Genomic DNA, 20,018 nt, shown 5'->3' with positions numbered 1-20,018 from the left:
GCAGGGCAAACACCGCCCGACGACGATATCTGAAGCGCGCTGGCATCGCGCCCGGCGCGTGCCGCCCGCAGATTTGCGCAAGGTATCTCGCTACGCTTGCGCCACAAATACGGCCGAACCAGCTGGACAAATGGTGCCCGCGTGACAATCTGCGCCAACGGATAAAAGAATGTAACTCCACCAGCCCGGCATCAAATGACAGTCGAGACTGACGAATTATCCGAAGAGGCGGAAAGGAGGAGGTTCTCAGTCACCGGGTCTTTGGACTGGCCAATAGCGCAGCATCAGGGGTGACCTGTTCGCCGCGATCGCAAAGCCTCAGGCGAGTAAGCCACAACACGAGCGCGGGTAGCGAATCGTGTGGGCGAGATGGCCTCATGTATTCGCCGACCTCCGGGCATGTGGATCGCAACATCGAACGTTGAGGTTGTTCCTTTAATATTCTATCTTGAGATTGGGTTTAACGCCGCCCGTCATCGGCTCTCATCTGACATTTCGCCCATGCTCCCGCGCAGTTGGAATTCCGACATTGCCAAAAATAAAATCGCCAGTTGGATCGAGCCCGGGATTCTCGGATTCTATACCCATTTCGAAGTGACCGAGATTTTTGCCTCTTGCCCCGGCCATGCACAGCCCATCAACATCTTCACGATCCTGGTCGCCGAAGAGAGACTGCCGGATACCCAGGAGCAGCCGAGATACCTCACTCCCAAGCCCTTCGCGCCGCGATCGCTCAAGGGATGGTCATTTGGCATCAAGCGTTATCTAAAACCGATTGCCGAGTTGGTCCCCTCGCTCGACGATCTTTGCTCGAGCGGCACCTGGCAGACTTCAGGAGAAGCGCTCAGCGTCGCCGGGTTAATGCCCGTCCCACCGCAGTTCGTGCCGGCCGATAACGTCGGGAGCGTTGCCGCCGTTAATCGAGTCCTCAAAAACAACTTTTGGTCCGGCTCGCATGTGTTCGAATGGGTCGATACGACCAAGTCTCGAGTGAAGGCCTTGTTCGACGATCCGCCGGCCCTGCAGGAATTGTCGGAGGCGGTACGCAAATACGTACCCATTGGGCTGGCCGGCCTGTCCGATCGCCTCGGCAATATCCTGATTCAATTGCCGATTGCCGTTATCAAATCGAAATTCGGAGAGATGCGGGAGACGGGCGAGCTGATCGTTGAAGTCGCTTGGCATCCTAACGCGCAGGCGCGCACGCTTCGCGTGACGTGCGAGATGGAGCATGACGGCGCGATATCAGGCTTCAATTCCCGAAACCTTGATGGGTCGCAGGCGCTGTTGCCTATGCAAGACGGAGAAGGGCTTCGTCGGGCGGTCTTGTGGGACGAGCCAAACGGCCTTCTGCTGGCAGCTAGCGGCGAAATGAGTTTCATCCGTTCTATCGAATTCGCCATGCACGTTGTCGGAGGCGAACCCCGCGTTTTTTCTGTCCCAAACGCGAAGGGCGGCTTTGACGACTATCGCGTTGGTGTGAACCCCAAACCGATCAAGAATGTCGTCGGCGACACCTCCGCCAGTCCCGTTCGCGAATGGCAACAGTCTCGCATGTATCGGGAGGAGGCAAGTCGATTGCGGCAAAGCCGTGCTTTCAAGCAATACCTTCCTCGGCAAGGCCAGCAACAAGCGTCCCACGACGAGGCCATCGAAGATGTGAAATTCCTTCTTCGCCAACATGGACGCGAAGCTGCGCGGGTCTGGGACCCTTACTTAAGCGCTGAGGATATCGTCAAGACCTTGTTCCATTGCTCATATGCCGATGCGGATCTGCGCGCCCTTTCCGATGCGCAAGGCTTCGAGGCTGATCAGCCCTCGGTGTCGAAATCAAAGACACGGTTCATTGAGCAGCAACGCGCCTTCTTCAGCGAAATAAAGTCAAACTGGAGTGGCCTTCGTCTGGAATTTCGCGCGCGGATCGGCATGGCGGGCTGGTCTTTCCATGATCGGTTCTTGATTTTTCCGGCAACCGGCACTGGCGCTCAGGCATGGTCGCTTGGAACGTCCGTGAATCGGATCGGCAAACAGCATCACATTCTCCAGAAAGTCGAGGATGGCCAGTTGATCTCTGACGCGTTTGAAGATCTTTGGCGTCAGCTCGATCAGCCCGAACATCTCGTGTGGAAGAAGCCGTGAGCAATCCCGGCAATAGGCTTCTCGCCAAGGCAATCAGCCTCGCGGCGATGGACGGTGAGGTCCTTGCGCCTGACAAGCTCATTGCCTTTATCGATAGCTTCGAACAGCCACTTTGCGCCCTTGAGGATCCTGATCACGCGGCTCAGCTCTTCCATACCTTTCACGAGCAGTTCAATTTTCTCTGGTCGAGCTTCCGGCCGCCTTGGTCGCCCGAGCAGGCCGTTGATGTCTCTGCCGATCTGACGCGACATGCGTCTTTAATGCGCTGGCTAATCGGCGAAATGCGCACATGGCATGGGGCGCCGGATTCGAAGCTTGCGCGGCTGACCGCCATGATCGTCGTCGCCCAGGTCTGCGATTCCGGACACGCGCTTTGGGAATTGCTACCCGAAGACATCGGTGCGAACAGCGATCTCATCAATCAATTGAGCCGGATCGCTGCATCCATTGATGTCACTATCATCAATACCGGTGGTCGGCCGCCGCCGATCCGGGAAACCGAAATCGTCCAAGCCTTCTTGAAGGCGGACGCCGAAGGTGATTGGGCCGGCATCATCGCTGGTTGGCGGAGGTTTCCGCCGCTGGTCCCAAATGCCGTGCAAGCGCAGACGATGCGCGTTTTGCTTCGTCACGCGCCGCAACAGCTTATCGCGTGTCTAAACAAGATTCAGAAAACGCCCCTCGCGTTTATTCTTGCGCAGGTGTTTACCGCTGAGCAGTGCCTTCGTTTAGCTTTGGAGAGCGAAAACTCGCGCTTCCAATTTGCTGCCGTCCATCGATCCTTCACGGATCAAAGACAGTCGCGACGAACGCCGAGAAAAAACGAAAGCGCTCTGCTAACCGAGCTCCTCATCAACGTCTCACAAAATCGATTGTGTTGGGATGGGTGGATGTTGGCGTTGGTCGAGCAGCCAGATTTGCAGGAGGCTCTCGGCAGGTCGTTGGTCCACGTGCCGTCCGCCGCCCTTGAGGGGTATGTCGGCGCAATTCCCCTGTGGAGCAGACCGGTGCAGTTGAATCCGATGAGCCAGTCCGTCTCCACTTGCCTGCGAGCGTTTTGTGCGGATGCTTCCCGAGAGCGGCGGTCCGTTCTTTGGGGGCTAGCGTTTGAACGTTGGCGTGCCTGGAGGTTCAGCGACGACGGGCGGCGCATCGCGATACTGCGGTCGGATATCGACTATGCTGTCGTCGGCTATGCGCTGGAATGCATGACGCAAGATGCGCGAGATCGAGAAATTGCGTCGATAACCCAGCGGATCTCCGTTCTCGAGGATCAATGGCACGAGAGCATTTCAGACATCGTTCACGAGTACAATCGCTTGCTGTCCGAACTCCAGCCTTATGCTCATGCGTCGCAGGTGGCCCAGACCGGCGGCAACTGGTTGCCGGAGACGACATTGTACGTGCCTGGTGACCTCCAGAACCCCTATCTCGCCCTCATGTACGGTGCTATTCAGCCAGCATAGAGAGCAGGCCTTGTCCGTTCAGAAGCAGCTTGAATCCTTATCACCTGCGCCTATTCTCTTCCCTGTGACAGCACGCTATGAAACTGCTAAGAGCAGAAACGAGAATAGCGCGCGGTACGCTGCGGTTGGAAACGAATGACTGCCAAGCGAAAGGGAGACATGTTGGAAGACCTCGTTGCCATGATGCACGAGGTGCCGGGAGTCGTCGTCGAGAAACGGAAGAAGCTGCCTGTTCTCAACAGCAAAACTAAGCGCCGCCGCTTCCCTGGACAGCCTTGGCCGACATGAAGAACGATCCGGACATTCTCAAGAAGATCGATGAAGCATCAGCCCTTCTGAAGGCATTGCGGCATTCCATCACTTCAAGTTGAAAAGCGTCTTGCCGATGGTCCGCTGACGACGACGGACCATGAGCCGGCGTGGACGCTCGTCGACGCATTCCCGAACTCGGTCGGTGCGGCTCTCCGAGCTAAAGTCTCTATTGCAAGGAGCGACCAATGTGTGGTCGTTGCTGAGCCGGATTCTTCCATCGCCTATCAGGTAAAGGATCGCTCTGGTGCCAATACACTTATACTGCGAAAATGGCAACTCAGATGCAGGATTCATGCGAGTCCAGGCAGGCCATCGCAGATAATCAATATCAGACACCGCTACGTATAGGAACAAAATCTAACCCGTGTGAGCGGGATCCGGCACACCACTCTGGTGGGGAAAACGATTTGGAAAAAGCAGACTCAATTTCAAAAGGTAGGCGAAATTGATACGGCATGCACCACACGTTCGCCTGAGCGGTGTGCGTGCTTGACGGGTGCAAAGTGGTGAACTGCGAGATCTCTTGCCGCTAATTGAAATCAAAGAGGAGTCTTCCGGAGTGACGACGATGCTCGATGAAGACTTCGCGCGAATTCGCGCTCACCGCAACAACATACACCGGTGTCGACGACTCTTAGGGACAAGCCTATCGCAGGCGGAACGCCAGTCCATCGAAAGCCGCCTTGCAGGGGAGCAGGCTGCACTTCACGCTCTTCTTGAAAAGACCTTCCCTCTTACATTTTCACTTCGGAAAGAGCCGGCCGACTCCCGGAAGTTTCAAGGTGGTCAAGGTTGGGATAGTGCGTGAATACTGAACCCATTTTGGACTGCTTTTCAGAGATGTCAGACCGGTTTGGTTATCGAGGCCATTGGTCGAGAAGCTAGAGCGGATCGGTACGCATTCCGAGTGGCGGGACAATCTGTTGCATTCGACGGGACCCACTCGCGTCGTACTCGCTCTGTTTGAGGCGCCCCTTCATTGCATCCCCAATCGGGCTCGGGGAGTGTGTCGATCGTCTGCTCGCAGGTTGCGATCGAGTTTGCGGCCGAGGTCGGATGCGGGTCGGTGGGTCGCTCGACGCCGCAATGCTGAACACGGCGTTCGTGGTACTGTCCGATGGACAGCGGTGATGATCCGCATTAGTTCGCGCTTGCGGGCGGTGTGTTCGGGCGCCTACAGGATTGCTCTCGCAGATCGGACAAACGGTGGTCGCGAGCACTTGAGGAGGGATGGCGTCGGAGCCGCCACGCTCAACTCTTTGCGGCCAACGGTGATTAGACAATCAGGAGGGACGAAGCGATACCCAACAGCGCTCTCTGCGACAAGCGTCCGTCCGATTCAAGAAATCGCGAATTGCAGGGTATCTTGCGGCCAGCTGACTCGGTGTCGGTATAAGTGTTTCGGTGCCGTAATCCAGCTGCATAAGTTCCACATAGAGTTGCCGATAGCTGTCAATTGTTATCGCGGTACGCTCGGGATTGAAGAAGTTTGCCGGTTCTGTCGCGAGAGGCACGAAGCCCAGCAGAAGAGAGGTTCTCACCTTCTGGGGATCATCGGAAGCAGGCCGTGCATACGCGATTGCCCGTTCCGGATCGTCAATAAAGGTCGTGCCTAAGACGCGATGCAGCAAACGTATTCTCATAGCCGAATTTTGCAGGCGTACTTTCCGATAGTGATCATCGAGTAGCATGCCAGGCGGTCTTTCGACCTCAACCAGAATTCTGCGGGCGCCCATCTCCCGCGTAAACCTGGCGAACAGTTGCTTCATCCTCCGCGTAGATAGTCTTCCACGGTCGGTCGCGCGGATAGCAATGTATGGAACGTATATCGACTGTGGGATCATAGGGTTTAGCCGAACCAAACCAGCCCCGATGACGTGATGCCCAAGAACGAGCAGGAAATAGCGCGCGATGCGAGGTGTGTGAAAGAGCTCGTTGAGGCTATCGTCCGCTTCTAAGTCCGTTAAAGTGAATGCCTCCTTGAGGATTGATATTGCGCAGCGATACTCAGCCGCTGCCTCGACCAATACCAGGGCGTCGGAACCTGGATCGTGACTGACGGCGAGCGCGTTCGGCGCGTCGCCCATTTGCAGTTGGAAATTTGCCAGTGCTGATTCTTCGGTGGCCATGAGTTCCAATGAATTATTCAGACCGAGCGAAGTCTGCGCCTCCCCGACGTCCTCCGCTTGCGCATGGACACACTTGTTCTGTCGCAACCACGAATTTCCGGCTCGGCGCCTCGCGCCGGAAGCCGTGAGCATGACGTTTCGAGACGCGGCAACCAGCATGCATCACAGAGCGGGCGGCCCCTCAGCGATGAGCTCAAAGCCTCGGGTCCGCCCTAGATCACCGGGTGGCTGGGAGGACGGTGATGCTGGTTACGACAAAGCAAGCAGCATGCCGAAGGCAAATCGCCGCTTCTAACTGGCATGGGCTACAGACATGTTTGAGGCTGAACCTTGCGCCGGCCGCCGTCTGTCAGAAATGTCTCGAACCTAACAAACGACGTAGCGCGTCGATCGTCACGGCGCTGGCCGATCCAATGTTTAACCTGCGGACTAGCTACGCGGCGAACAATTCCGCTCGGAGCGAGCTTTAGAAGCGGCCGGCCGCTCTTTCACTTCTCTGCTTCGCCATTCTCGTAAATGCAAATGCGCGCGTAGCAAGGCTACAAGAATCAAAGATGCCTTATGACGGGGCAGACCGCGATGCGAGCAACAGCCTCCCGTCGACGAACAGCGCCAAAATCCGCCCGTCGTTCCATGCAAATAGCTGGAACTTGGCGCCTTCCACAATCTCGCTTGATGTGAGAGTGCCCGCGCAACCGAATACGTGAACGACGTCTGCGTAGTTCGCGCCAGGCTTGACAACGCTTAGCTGGGAGCTTCTGACGCGACAATGCCCGCTCGGCATGAGCGAGCGTCAACTGACTTATGATCCGCATCCACGTCATCAGGGGCGGCCGGATCGGCGAGGATCTCGCTCGACGGAGCGCTGGCCTGTGCGGGTCGAGGTCCACTCGCTAGCCGGCCTGGCTCCGTGAATAGCCACACGGAGACCGCAATCACTATGATCGGGATGATCTGTCGGTTGATGGGATAGCCAGTCATTGCGAACAATTGGCCATGAACTCATTACGCCTACTACAGAGCGTCTTTCCAATAACTAAGAACAACATGTTTTCGCCTTGTGTTGTTAGTCTCTCCGAGAAATGCGACACCACTATGAGCCGAACGCGACTGAAGCGGTCTCAAAATGCTCGGTCCGGTATCAGGCTTGCCTGGCCCCGATTAAGACAGAGCGGGGCGAACGCGACGCCGTTCATGGCGGCGCCGGGTCCGCCCCTCCATCACCGCGACGGCTCGGCGATGTTGTTGTGCACAGAAGCAAGCTCTGTGCCGAACTGAAAAGCCGGGAGGTTGTGCAGGTCCGGCGAGCTTGAAATTGGTCGAAAGTCCCAAGAGGAGCATCCAAACAAACAGGCCCGCGCTTAGCACATTTGTCCGTACGACACCTGCTTTTCGCAAATTGCGGTATCTCAGTCAGCCATTCCAATTCTCACCTGTCCTTATGCTGCCCTGTCATGATTTGCGTCGTCAGGCAGCGCTGTTCAACCGACAGTGCAAGCACACTGTGCTTTTCGCTCATCTCGCCGATCTGCAAGTTGCGAAATCGCGAGCAACGGACAAGCCCTCTACGTCCATATGAGTTACCAAGGCGGCAGAAAGGTTTGGATCCGCACTGCGCGCTTGTCGGGAACGTCGTCGGCGTGTCTGGAAGACCCATAATAACCGGCCGCATTATGAAAGAGGTGGATGGCTGGGACACGCGGGGGGCGCAGAGCTTCACCGGCAATCTGTGCTGGGGAGCGGCAACTCTCATTTGCGGGGCAAGCCCGACCATCTTGCAGGCGGCGAGCTCTATCAAACCTGGATGATTAGCTTCTCTGAGGACGCAGCTGCCGTCTCTTACGATCTACGAATGCGATCTTCGGTCGTCGCCTAAGACGCTCACGCGAAGGGGCTTGAATCGAGCGTGGCGTCAGGTTGTAAACAAAATGCGAGAACATCGTCCGCGGGACCTTCGCAATGACAAAGTCCTTTCTCGCTACTCATTTTGCCGCGGAATCTGTTGCGGGCAGGATTGGAGAATCCAAGCCAGGATTTGACTGCGCCAAGCAGGCGCTCCATGCGACTACGTTCGTTTTTGCGTCTATATTTGCCGCGCCGCCGCAGCTCGCGCAAGCTGAGTCCCCCAGCGACGGTATGAACTGGTCATCCAGCACGCAATCGAACGGCTCCTCCGCCGTGGCCGTCAAGCAGTCGATCTCGCCGTTCTGGGATAGTTGGATCGGCAGCGACATGACGGTGGCGCGCGAGCCCGCCACCATGTTGGAATTGCTGGCGGAGAAGGCGGCTCATGGTGGCAGCGTGCCCCAATCCTCCGGCAGCGCCTGGGCTGTAGCAACCGCGCCCGGTGCAGGCGTCATCTGGGACAAAACCGTCGTTAAAGCGCGCCTCGATCCGGGCACGGAGAATAGCAACATCCAAGCCTTGCTCACCAAATCGCTGCCGCTATCGAACGATTATGCCCTGGCCGTGGACGTCGACTACAACATGATTCAGCAGGGAAAGATGCCGCTCTTCGGGGGCGCCGGACAGGAGATGCGCAACTACGAGACTCATCAATCGGCCAAAGTCACAATCACCGGGATCGGCACAAGCTTTGTCGTCGGCCAGACCATGTCGACCGTGGACGACAAATGGCTGCGCACGTTCGGCGCCGAGCAGAAGCTGTTCAATGGTGTAACCATCTCCAGCGCGATCGGCGAGACCGCACAGGGCACAACGAACATGCGCTTGAAGGCGGAATTCAAGAAGAGCTGGTGAGGTTACTGACAATTTAGAGCGGCGGCGTGGTAGCTAACACAACGCCTTGATGTTGATGTCGTCGATGACGGCGGTTCGCTCAAGCGGCGGAGCAAAGCGTTCGGCAGCAAGCGGACGCCGCCGCAGTAGTGGCCTACATTAAACCCCCGTATTTGGAGCCAGCGAAGTTGGGCAAAGAACGGAGACTGCGGCTTTTAGCCGAAAGCCGTTCTGTTCCAATTCGGACGAAACGTTTCGCCAGGTTTGGGGCACTTGTCCGCTTCGAACATTCGCAAAGCGAAGGGCAATCAAGAGGAATCGCGATGAACCGCGCGCAGGGCTTCTTCATCGCAATGCTCGTCACAGGCTGTATATTCATGTGTGCGGCGCTCGCGCTGTGGCTTCTCGACTGGTGAAACAGCAACGCCGCCGGCTTGAAATGATCGCGGGCGGCGTTACGCGGGGCTCGGGAGGGTGGTGCAAAATCCCGGTAACAAGGGGTTTGCACGTCCCGTGCCAAGGTTCAGGTCTCGGGCCGAAACACCGAGAAGGGGACGCGGACCCTAAAATTAGCACGTGGCGCAAAGCCCTATTTGCCGGCTTCATCCACTCAACTTCATTCCTTTGCGGAAATGCTGATCATCGATAGGCACCGGTCTCGCCTCGCCACAGTCTGATGACCAAATGCCTCCGGGAGCTAACACGAGGCAGCCGCGACTGCCTGGTTTCCCGGCGCTCCCTGCGATCTGTCGTAGAGAGTTGGTTGGGGCGGCACCGACGCCTGGATCAGGAAGTCACGCCGAGTCCGCCCCTACATCACCTGGGAGCAAGTGATGTGCTTTGAATGTAGCAGACGACCTGACGCTGCAACTACTGCAACTATTTCATGCCAGAGTGGCTCCCGATGAGGCTTGTATCGGACGTAGCGTCAAGTTGCAGCATGCTGGCCCCGTTTGTTCTGCCTAGCAGCGCTGAAAGCCGCTCCAAGATGACAGCGACGAGCGCAAGCAACGGACAAGAAGCCGCAGACGCCGCGATAAAAATTGCCGGATCGACCATCGATCAGCAATTCCACGATAGATCCTGCCCTTAAGTGCCGCCGGCTCAACTTGACCAACCCATGGTCTTTGCAAAGTCGATGATGCATCACCTGACCTCCTTCTGTGCTCGACCGGTGTTCTCGTCTCGTTGGATGAGAATCGGTCGACGATGGTCAGGTCAAGAGCGACTAGGCGGGTCAGATGATCGAGATCCCATTTTTGAAAGAAGCGGCTGACTGCGTTTGATGTCCGAGCGCAGATCTTGGACGGAACGAAATCGTGGACCGGCGCAAAATCTTGGATTGGAGCAAAAGTTAGCCTGGACTTGTTGGACAAGGATCCAGCTGCGCCAGTCCCCTCGTTCTTTGTTCGAAGTCTGACAGCGGCACTCAAAGTGTGAGATCCAAAACAGCGTATGCGATCGCTCCATGCGAGCAATTGCGAAGCGCCATCACGCGCTTAATGCGCGCGTGGTGCGCTGGCACGGGCCTTGCTCGCCCTAGCAGTAGGCCAAAAGAGGCCAATTTGAAGGAGCTGAACATGACCAGCACGACAGGATCTTGGGCTTACGGAGAGAAAGCGCCAACGCCAAGCCAGGAACAGACCAAGTCAAAAGAAGTTCGTGGCTCTTTGACCCCTCGCGGATTTGGGACCATGCCGCAGGGTGTGAAGTTGCGGCTGCGGCCGTCCAGGGCGTTTGAAGAAATCGGGCCCGCGCCTGCGGCCTAAGCAGGGCCGAAGCTGCAGTACCGCTGACCTCGCCTTGCCCCTTGACGGCAAGGCGAGGAAGCGCCCCCTTGCATTCGCAGGACGCGGCTGTTGTCTGCGGTTGTTCATTGGCATCGCCTGGGAATGAATGGGTTGGGTTGGCCGTCTTTTACGAGATTGGATCTTCCCGAAATACCGGACCGCGTGGACGTTGCTGCCGTTATGTTGGGAGTAACCCACAGCGATCTTTGCAGGTGCGAAATGCTGGACTCCAAATTTTCGTTTTCAATTCTTCTCATTTCCTCGGCGCTTTTCTGAAGTTGGATCGTTACGACTTGAGCGAGCACCACGATCGATTGCTAGCTACCCCCATGATCGTCGTCAGCGAGAACCTCGTGCCAGCGAGTTAAAGCAACTGCTGGCCTAGAGTTCGAACGGTCGCATAATCCCCGCAAAGCGAGGGACGGCCGGTGCAAGCTCGGGCGCCCGTATCGCCGCCCGGTCATTCGAGAATGTTTGTCAGCACCGAGCCGCAATATGTGCCAGCCGCTGATTCAGAGGTGAACGAGGACCACGCATGAGCGGGCGACAGCGGCTCAGGCATCATCGCCTGGGCCGTCCGATCCTTTCAGCGCAATCTTCAGACATTCGATGAACGCTGGCGTGCCAAACGGTTTGGCAAAGAAGCCGATCGCGCCGGCCTTGATCGCGTGAGCGCGCACAGCATCATCTGGAAAGGCCGTGATAAAGATAAAAGGCATGTGATGGCCGAGGCTGCGCATGTGTCTGAGCAGGTCAAGTCCGTTCATCGACGGCATCTGGACATCCGTAATCACGCAGGACATATCGTGCAGTTCCGCCGAGCGGAGGAATTCATCAGCGGAGGTAAAGGTACGGACGCTATATCCGCACGATGTCAGTAGGTTGGTCGTTGCGGCGCGAACGGATGGATCATCGTCGATGACCGAGATAACAGATGGCATTGACAAGACGATGGCTCGTAATCGGGGTACTGCTTGCCGCGGTCGCGGCCGCACAGTGAAATGTGAAGGCGCGGCGCAGGGTTGGAAATCATACTTAGGTTTGTACGTCCCCTTTGCTCCGGGAAATTCCGAGCGCTTCGGCCATTTTTATGAGCTCGGCCAGCGACTTGGCACCCATTTTGCGCATGACCTGCCCGCGATAGATTTTGACGGTAATCTCCGCTAGGCCAAGCTCGCCTGCCACTTGCTTGTTCAACAGGCCGGATGTGACCAGGGGCAGAATGTCGCGCTCGCGTGGGGTCAGTTGTTTGAGGCGGGATCGCAGCTCGGAGACGGTTTTCTCGAGATCGCGCCGCTTGCGGTCCCGTTCGATGGCAGCCTGGACCGCGTCGAGCAGGTCCTGGTCGCGTACCGGCTTGGTCAGGAAGTCGACCGCACCGCCCTTCATCGCCTGGACAGTCATGGGAATATCGCCGTGACCTGTGATGAAGATGATGGGTGTGTGGATGTTAGCCTTGGCGAGATCCAACTGAAGCTCGAGACCGCTCGAGCCCGGTAGACGGATGTCGAGCACCAGGCAACTCGGCACCTCGGGCGGGTTGGCCTGCAAAATCTCCGCCGCCGAGCCGAAAGCCTCGACCCGAAGGCCCACCGATTCAAAAAGATTTTTGAGAGCCTCGCGCATCGAAATGTCGTCGTCGACGACGAGGACGATGGCTTCATCGGCACCCCTGCGAGGCTGCATCGATTGCGTGAGCTCGCTCATGATGCATCCTCTGGATGCATGAGCAGGATGATCTGAGGTGTCACGCCGCATCTCCGGTTAGAAAGCGCAAGGAAGCGCCTACGATGCCGCCGGCAACTGGCTGTGCGGCCGAATTCCCCAATTTCGTAATCTGGCCAGGCTCGAACGCAGAACCTCCCATTTTTCGAATATATGGGCGATTCGTTTACGGCAAAAGGACGATGCAGGTCCCGACTGGGCGGCGGGCGGCGGCGGCCCAAATCTCGCTGCTCTGGCTTAAATAGCGCGAAGATGCGCCCCTCAGCGGGCCTGAAGACACGAATTCCCTGTTCCCATCGGCAACCTGGGCGCGCCGGGCTTTGCGCTTGCGACCTTATTTTTGCGACAGATGCCGGTCATCCAACGCGACTGGCGAGGGCCGGGCGACTCAGGTTAAGCAGCCCTCGTCGATGAGACCAACATGCCAAAGGAATGAAATGGTCGCAGCCTCTGCAAAACTTCCCGCCTCCGGTTATGCTCTCGAAGTGGATGGCCAATTGAAAACCGAATTTGCCACCAAAGACGGGGCCTGGTCCGCAGCGAAGGAGCTAAAGCAGCGCTTTCCCATGCTTCAGGTCAGAATTTATGATGCCGAGGTAAAGGCCAGAGAGGAAGTTCAGCTTTCGCGCGCCTAACTTCTCCGCTTACGGTTTTTGCTGCGCGTGCGGCTGGCCGCACCGGGCTCTTGTGAACCGAGCCGCGTATCGCGTCTCGTCCGTGCGGCTTCGATCCCTCGCGCGTAACAAGTGCACAGCAAAGATGTGCCCCTCGTCGAAGACGTTCGGGAATAAGGTCCCGCCGCGTTCCGCGCGGGCGTTGACACGGGCTCCTCCCTGGGTGCGCCCTTATTAAGCAAACTCAGGGATTGTCGTCGCTCTTGCGTCCCGCCCAAGGCGGGACGCAAGGCTTGTGCGCCTGCAACAGCCTCCCTTGTGGTTTGCCGCGCCTCACCTTGCCGTACACCAACATCTCTTAGCTTCCTGACTGCGTTGCAGCTCCACGCTTCAAGGAAGGCTAGAAGCATGATCCGGACCCGAAGGGCCGCCTTAGTGTGGAGCGGGTTTTCCCTCGCGACATCAGCGGAACGCGTTTTGCGCGCAGATCGTGCTCAAACAACGACCTAAAGCGCGATGATAATCATCCTAATCTCATCGCGCTTTAGCGAGACAGCAAATTGAATTCTCCGCCTTTTGCTCGATGTCTGCAGACACGCGCGTAAACTTTGCGGACCCGCGATCTTGCGCGACGTCTTCCCTGGTGGCTCGAGGACAGAGTGAGGCGGATGGGGAATCTGCGCCACCATTTTGAAGCCAGGGCGAAAGCGAGGCTCCCGGCCGATCGCCGTGGAGAATCGAGACCGCCAAAGCTATCGCTGTCCTATTTTCGCTCAGGCAATGGTCTTCAACAGGTGGGTGCTGAACCGGTGCAAGATCTGACGCGTGAGGGCTGGCGCTTTAAAGCCATTCGCGGAAAGAGCATCATGCAGCGTCCTTAGCAGCCCCAAGAAGGTCCTGGAGCATGATCCGGGCTCGAAGGGGCCGCGCTAGCGCAAAGTGTGGAGCGGTTTTCCCTCGCGATATCAGCGGAACGCGTTTTGCGCGGAGATCATGCTCAAACCACAACCTAAGGCGCGATGATGATTCATCCTAATCTCATCGCGGTTTAGCGGTCGATGCAGAAAACCGGAAGCGTCGGGCGTCGCCCGAACGGCTTGCCGCAAACGACTGCAAGATCGCGATCAAGCATTCCCGATGCCGACTGTCGGAGTTGCGACATGCTGTCAGGGCCACGACGCGTCCGCTTGAGCAAATCGCCTTCTAATTCAGGGTTTTTCGCGTTGGCATGAGTTTTGAAAATAGGAACTCGTTCAGGACGCAAGGATTCACAGTGACCGAGGATATCAGCGACCAGTACGCGTGGAATGTGGCATCGGGACTTTCAACGGGTCCCGTCGGCTGTGCGCTGGTGCCCGATTTTCCCGGCTAGTTCGAGCACACGCCAGGATCCAGTTCGCGCCGATACCCACGTGCGATGCTGGTGATCGACCATTCGGCATGCCGGCCACCGGCCGCATCTCCTTGACGCAAAAGGTAGTGCGAAGGTCGAGCTGACCGAGCTGCGCTCAGTGGTCGGCGAGAAGTGGGCGGGGCTCGAGCTCATCTATCGCGCTGGCGCGGTTCATCTGTAACAGACCTGAACAATGGCTGATGTCAGCTCGCCTCAGTAGCCATCGTGAGTTTTAGGGCGGGGACGCGGATCCTCCTCTCTGTGAAACAGAGGTGATGGGAGCGACGACGCTAACCGGACAGTGTCATTTCTATGGACAAGCTAGTCGAAAAACCGACCTTCCAGCGTAAACCGGCGACACGAGGGAAATACCATCAGCTCGCTATCGAGTTCGCCGAGGTTGCGAAGCTCGCTTGGCCGATGGTGTTGACGCAGCTGGGGCAGGTCGCGATGATGACGACGGATCTTGCCTTCATCGGGCGCATCGGCCCTGAGGCGCTTGCTGCGGCAGCGCTGGGGGCCACGATCTTCCTCATTGGCTTCACTCTCGGCATTGGTTTGCTGGCCCCGATCGCGCCGCTGGCAGCTCAGGCATTCGGAGCAAAGGACCTTGCCGCGGTCAGATGCACGCTGCGCATGGGGCTCTGGGCGGCGCTGCTACTATCGCTCCCGATCATGGCGTTTGCGCTACACGGAGAGCAAATACTGGTCGCTTTCGGCCAGGCGAGCGATGTGGCGCGGCTCGCGCAGCAATACCTGTTCGGACTAGCCTGGGGCGTGGTGCCGGCACTGTGGTTTCAGGGTTTCCGCAACTTCATGGCCGCGGTTCACCGGCCGCAGCCGGTGTTGTGGATTACGCTTGGGGCCATCCCCGTCAACGCCCTTATGGCTTATCTCTTGATCTACGGGAAGTTTGGCCTGCCGCCGCTTGGGCTGTTCGGAGCCGGTCTTGCGAGCACCTTCGTGAACTTTACGATGCTCCTTGCCGTTTTGTGGTTTGCCACAATACATCGCCCTTTCCGTGATTATCAGATACTTGCACATGTCTGGCATTTCGATTGGCCATTTATGCGACGGTTGATCGTGACCGGGATTCCGATCTCATTCATGGTTTTGCTGGAATACGGATTGTTTTCGGCCGCGGGACTGCTGGCGGGCCTGGTTGGCATCAACGCACTCACTGCCCATCAGATCGCATTCCAGGTTGACTTGATGCTGTACGTGGTTCCGTTAGGCATCAGCACGGCGGCGGCCGTGCGCGTTGGCCATGCGGTCGGCCGCGACGACGCTCCCGGCGTCAAAAGGGCCGGGCTGATCGCTATACTGCTCGGCATTCTGGCCGCTGCGATGCTGACGACCGTAGTCGTTGCGATGCGTTTTGAAATTACCGGTCTTTTTCTGGACAAGAGGACTGATGGTGCTGGCGCGACGACTGAGCTGGCGGCAAATCTGCTTTTGATCGGCGCGAGCTTCTTCATCAGTGATTCCGCGCAGCACATTGCGGCGGGCGGTTTGCGCGGATTGAAGGACACCCGCGTCCCGCTTCTGTTCGCCGGCATAGCCAATTGGGCGATCGGATTCACCCTTAGCTACGTGCTTGGCTTGAAGATCGGGCTGGGTGCCATTGGTATCTGGATTGGCCTATCAGTTGGGACGACCGTCTACGCGGGCTTTCTCATTCTGCGTTTCCTGCTGCTGTCGAGCAGGTTTGCCCTCCAGAGATCCCCGTCAATCTCGTAAGTCAGGTTTATTGGCGAGCTGGAATTCCCTAGAGCATGATCCGGACCCGAAGGGCCGCGTTAGCGCAAAGTGTGAAGCGGTTTTCCCTCGCGATATCAGCGGAACGCGTTTGCGCGTAGATCATGCTCAAACAATAACCTAAAGCGCGATGACGATTCATCCCAATCTCATCGCGCTTTTAGGGCCGCCAACGCGGTTGGCTCAGGCGTATCCAGGCGAGCCCTCCGGTTCGAACGATGTTGCTGCTGTCGCGACAACATCATCCGTTTTGGACTGGCATCGTTCACACGCTTCAATCCTATTCGATCTCAAATTCGACGCGCCAATCAGGTGACTGCACGGGGAATCTGCGCCTAGCTCCGCGCCGATCATTTTTCCTGCAGTCAGCAACTCGCTGTCTGAGTGGGCCACGGATGTCGGCGAGCGCGCTTTGATCCCTTGCCGATGAATACTCGCCCGAGATGCTCTCTTCCAGATCCCGTCGCGTCCACACCGGCACTCAGCTGACCGTCCCCGCGGGACTCATTTGATCCGTCTTGGGACTTCTATCGGTCCCGCATCCAGGCCAAAGGGCGGCGCAGACTCACTGCTAAGCCTACCATCTTGATACAGGCGCCGCGCATCGAGCGCTTCCGCTTCCGCGATACCCCTGAGTATTTCGTGGCGGAGTTGGAGCTACACCATTCATCTGACGCCAGGGGCTGGCCTGCCGTCGCAGCGCGGTCAGATCCGCGTCTTGCTTCGGCAGCCTCATAGAGGAAGAGGGGAGGTCCTGATCGCCGTGACGGGTTCATAGCCGCGAGAGAGGCTCGACGGTGCCCGTTCTCGGAGAAAAGCGATGTCCAGACGACAGTCTCGGATCGGGACCGGCCAGGACCGAACAGGCCTTTATGACGAAATCACCGACAAGATCATTGCCGAGCTCGAGGCCGGTCGTGTGCCATGGGTGCAGCCCTGGGGGACCGCGGCGGCGAAGGCGCCGCTCGTCATGCCGAGGAACGCCGCGACTGGCCGGCAGTACCACGCGATCAACGTCCTGATCCTCTGGGGCGCGGTCATCGAGCGTGGATTCGCTGGCCAGAGCTGGCTCACCTTCCGCCAGGCGCTAACGCTCGGCGGCCATGTGCGCAAGGGCGAGCGAGGCACGACTGTGGTCTATGCGGATCGCTTCATCCCGAAGGATGAGAAGCTGCGAGCCGCCAGTACCGGAGAGGAAGCGCAGGCAATCCCGTTCCTGAAACAGTTCACGGTCTTCAATACCGATCAGTGCGACGGCCTGCCTGCAGAAATCGTGGCCACCGCGCCGCCTCCGCCGCGAGGGCTGATCGAGCCAACTGTCGAAGCCCTGATCAAGGCGACCGGCATTGAATTCCGCATTGGCGGCGATCGCGCCTTCTATGTACCGGCAGAAGACTATGTGCAAGTGCCGCCGCCGCAAGCCTACTTCGAGCCGATCAATTGGCATCGCACCGCGCTCCACGAACTTGGCCATGCAAGCGGTCATTCCTCACGGCTCAACCGCGATCTTAGCGGCTCTTTTGGTACCAGGAAGTACGCCTTTGAGGAATTGATAGCAGAGCTGTCCGCCGCGTTTTCCTGCGCCTCGCTCGGCATCGTCCCGACGGTACGGCATGCCGATTACATCGCCTCGTGGCTGGAGGTTCTTCGAGAGGACAATCGGGCGATTGTCCGTGCCGCAAGCCAGGCCAGCAAGGCGGCCGATTACATCCTCGGTTTTCTGCCGGATGCGGTCGCGGGCGAGACGATGGAGGCGGCGCAGAGTGAGGCGGCGTGAACCGTTTCTTACCCCGTTGCGGGAGAGTGAGACGGGTGGGCGGATGACCAAGGCCACGTTCTGGAGGCGGTTCGGGAAACGAACGGCAAAACCTAGCTGCAGCTCATTGATCATCTCAAGAAGACAGGCATGGCGAATAAGGCCAGGCGTCTTCTCGATGATACGGGCTGTTTGCCGAGCCGCTGCGCCTTGCCGAGACCGCGCTCCTTCCGAACTGAGCAAAGTGCTCAAGCCGAACCGCTGCCAGAATCTCTCATCGATGTCGAGGATAGATGTTCCACCAGCGTTGGTCATTCAAGAGATGCGACACGGTGGCATCGGCGTAAGAAAGGCGTGATGCTTTGTAAATGATCGGAGGCACTGTGCGGTTGACAATCTCCCTGAGGGCGAAGTTTGATTGGATGCGCCCGGCCGACGGCGGGCACGCCCTTCTTCTTGATTTCGGCGAGACTATCCTGCGCCATCGACGGTACGGCGGCCAGGATGGCGTTGAAAGCGAGAGCAATGGCGGTCAGTCGTCTCACCGAAACCGTCGCCCTCAATATCCGAAAGCGTGAGGAGTCCAGCTAGAGAGGTCAAGGTTTTGCCTGCCTGCGACATTCTTTTTGCCACGTCAGCGTCGCCGTTCCTGCATTTGTCGCACGCGATCGATCCTTGGCGCTCGACCGAAACGGGCGCGATAGGTGCGAGAAAAATGGCTTGCACTCGAAAAACCGCAGGCCAACGCGATCTCAAGGACCGAGAGACTGGTTTGCCGGGCGAGATCACGCGCGCGGTCGAGCCTTAAGGCAAGATAGTGCTCGCCTAGCGAGCAACCAAGATGCTGGCTGAAAAGTCGCTCGAGGTGTCGCAGCGACACATCGGCAAGTCGCGCCAATTCGTCCCGCGGCACCGGATTTTCGACAGTCTGCTCCATGCGGCCGATCACACGCAGCAGAGGCGCGTGCGCGATACCCAGGCGTTCCCGCAACGGCATTCGCTGAGGGCCAGTCCCTTCGCGAACATGGGTCTGTAGGAACCATTCGCTGACTGCCACCGCCAACTCACTCCCGTGTTCACGAGTGATGACGGCATGCATCATGTCAAGCGGAGCGGTGCCGCCGCTCGACGTCAGTCGACCACGGTCAATTTCGTAAAGCGAACGTCGCAGATCGAGTTCGGGGTAGTCCTCGACGAAGGCCGGTGCATGCTCCCAATGAATGGTAAAGCGGTAGCCCGTGAGAACTTTCGCACGCGCCAAAATATAGGGCCCGCCTGATATGCCACCTATCTTGACGCCTCGCCGAGCGAGTTGTCGCAACCAAGCGAAGCTCGGCGGATGCTTGAACAGGGCTGGATTGCCGCCAGCGCAGACGAAGACGTAGTCGAAATGCGCGTCTGTCCCGATGCGAAATTCCGTTTCAATGCGCACGCCGTTCGAGGCAGCAGCCGGTTCACCGTCAATCGAGATATGGCTCCAGCGATAGAGTGGATGCCCCGACAGACGATTTGCCGCGCGCAGGGGTTCAATGACTGACGCATAGGGCAACATGGCGAATTCGGGGATCAGCAGGAAGCCGACCTGAGCCGTCGGCCGCTGACGGGTGTCGCTTTCAGGCAATCGTGAGTCGCTGACGGTCATGCCGCCGAGACTATGTCGTTCAATCTGCATCAGACAAGCGGGACTTTTACTGCCGCTGCCATCATCCTTGGACCCGCCGATGCGCTATTCCCTCTTCTCCCTGATCGCCCAGACCTTCAAGGGCCACAGCGGCTGGCAGCCGGCGTGGCGCGACGCTGCACCGAAGCCCGAATACGACGTGCTTATTATCGGGGGCGGTGGTCATGGTCTCGCTACGGCTCACTATCTCGCGAGCCGATACGGCATCAACAACGTTGCGGTGGTTGAAAAGGGATATGTCGGCTCGGGCAACGTCGGTCGCAACACGACGATCATACGTTCAAACTATCTCCTGCCTGGAAACACTCCTTTCTACGAATTGTCCATGAAGCTCTGGGAGGGATTGGAGCAGGACCTGAACTACAATGCGATGGTCAGCCAGCGCGGCGTGCTCAATCTCTTTCACTCGGATGCTCAGCGTGACGCCTTCGCTCGCCGCGGCAACGCGATGCGCCTCGCTGGGGTCGACGCCGAGCTCCTTGATCGCGCACAGGTGCGCGCAATGGTGCCCTTCCT

13 protein-coding genes are annotated in these 20,018 nt (G+C 58.1%); 8 read left to right on the top strand and 5 right to left on the bottom strand.

Annotated features, from left to right (window positions below; translation table 11 throughout):
* Nucleotides 1-399: 399 nt before the first annotated feature.
* Nucleotides 400-2,139, top strand: coding sequence for a VPA1262 family N-terminal domain-containing protein (locus SO156_RS43625; protein ID WP_498539150.1), 1,740 nt, complete (start codon nt 400-402; stop codon nt 2,137-2,139).
* A complete protein-coding gene (locus SO156_RS43620; RefSeq protein ID WP_498539149.1) occupies nt 2,136-3,605 on the top strand; it encodes a hypothetical protein in 1,470 nt (489 codons plus the stop codon). Before SO156_RS43625 ends, SO156_RS43620 begins: the two co-directional genes overlap by 4 nt.
* A gap of 1,595 nt (nt 3,606-5,200) precedes the next feature.
* On the opposite strand, the gene SO156_RS43615 is transcribed toward SO156_RS43620, so the two are convergent.
* Nucleotides 5,201-6,133, bottom strand: a complete 933-nt coding sequence (locus tag SO156_RS43615) for a hypothetical protein (RefSeq protein ID WP_498539148.1) — start codon at nt 6,131-6,133, stop codon at nt 5,201-5,203.
* A 1,872-nt stretch (nt 6,134-8,005) separates the two neighbouring features.
* On the opposite strand from SO156_RS43615, the gene SO156_RS43610 reads away from it, so the two are divergent.
* Complete coding sequence (locus SO156_RS43610) at nt 8,006-8,806, top strand: hypothetical protein (RefSeq protein ID WP_498539147.1); 801 nt, start codon at nt 8,006-8,008, stop codon at nt 8,804-8,806.
* 167 nt (nt 8,807-8,973) lie between these two features.
* Nucleotides 8,974-9,201 carry a hypothetical protein gene (locus SO156_RS43605; protein WP_498539146.1) on the top strand — a complete coding sequence of 76 codons (228 nt, stop codon included), beginning with the start codon at nt 8,974-8,976 and terminating at the stop codon, nt 9,199-9,201.
* Nucleotides 9,202-11,129: 1,928 nt separating this feature from the next.
* On the opposite strand, the gene SO156_RS43600 is transcribed toward SO156_RS43605, so the two are convergent.
* Nucleotides 11,130-11,522, bottom strand: coding sequence for a response regulator transcription factor (locus tag SO156_RS43600; protein WP_498539145.1), 393 nt, complete (start codon nt 11,520-11,522; stop codon nt 11,130-11,132).
* An 88-nt stretch (nt 11,523-11,610) separates the two neighbouring features.
* The gene (locus SO156_RS43595; RefSeq protein WP_498539144.1) at nt 11,611-12,282 is read right to left on the bottom strand and encodes a response regulator transcription factor; all 672 of its coding nucleotides are present in this window, start codon (nt 12,280-12,282) and stop codon (nt 11,611-11,613) included.
* A gap of 455 nt (nt 12,283-12,737) precedes the next feature.
* On the opposite strand from SO156_RS43595, the gene SO156_RS43590 reads away from it, so the two are divergent.
* From SO156_RS43590 to SO156_RS43580, 3 genes are all read left to right on the top strand, one after another.
* The gene (locus tag SO156_RS43590; protein WP_449382390.1) at nt 12,738-12,935 is read left to right on the top strand and encodes a hypothetical protein; all 198 of its coding nucleotides are present in this window, start codon (nt 12,738-12,740) and stop codon (nt 12,933-12,935) included.
* Nucleotides 12,936-14,619: 1,684 nt separating this feature from the next.
* Nucleotides 14,620-16,047 (top strand): MATE family efflux transporter, encoded by a 1,428-nt coding sequence (locus SO156_RS43585; protein ID WP_498539143.1) that lies wholly within the window; start codon nt 14,620-14,622, stop codon nt 16,045-16,047.
* An 838-nt stretch (nt 16,048-16,885) separates the two neighbouring features.
* Entirely contained in the window at nt 16,886-17,842 is a 957-nt protein-coding gene (locus tag SO156_RS43580; RefSeq protein ID WP_498539142.1) for an ArdC family protein, read from the top strand.
* A gap of 290 nt (nt 17,843-18,132) precedes the next feature.
* On the opposite strand, the gene SO156_RS43575 is transcribed toward SO156_RS43580, so the two are convergent.
* Together SO156_RS43575 and SO156_RS43570 are read right to left on the bottom strand one after the other, a co-directional pair.
* Nucleotides 18,133-18,366 carry a hypothetical protein gene (locus SO156_RS43575; protein ID WP_498539141.1) on the bottom strand — a complete coding sequence of 78 codons (234 nt, stop codon included), beginning with the start codon at nt 18,364-18,366 and terminating at the stop codon, nt 18,133-18,135.
* Nucleotides 18,367-18,455: 89 nt separating this feature from the next.
* A complete protein-coding gene (locus SO156_RS43570) occupies nt 18,456-19,463 on the bottom strand; it encodes a GlxA family transcriptional regulator (protein WP_498539140.1) in 1,008 nt (335 codons plus the stop codon).
* A gap of 79 nt (nt 19,464-19,542) precedes the next feature.
* On the opposite strand from SO156_RS43570, the gene SO156_RS43565 reads away from it, so the two are divergent.
* Nucleotides 19,543-20,018: FAD-dependent oxidoreductase (locus SO156_RS43565; RefSeq protein ID WP_498539139.1), on the top strand; the 476-nt coding region annotated here is incomplete at its 3' end.

Source organism: Bradyrhizobium sp. UFLA05-125 (genome assembly GCF_059803515.1).
Note: the sequence above shows the minus strand (reverse complement) of the source record. Positions and strands in the feature narration are given on the sequence as shown.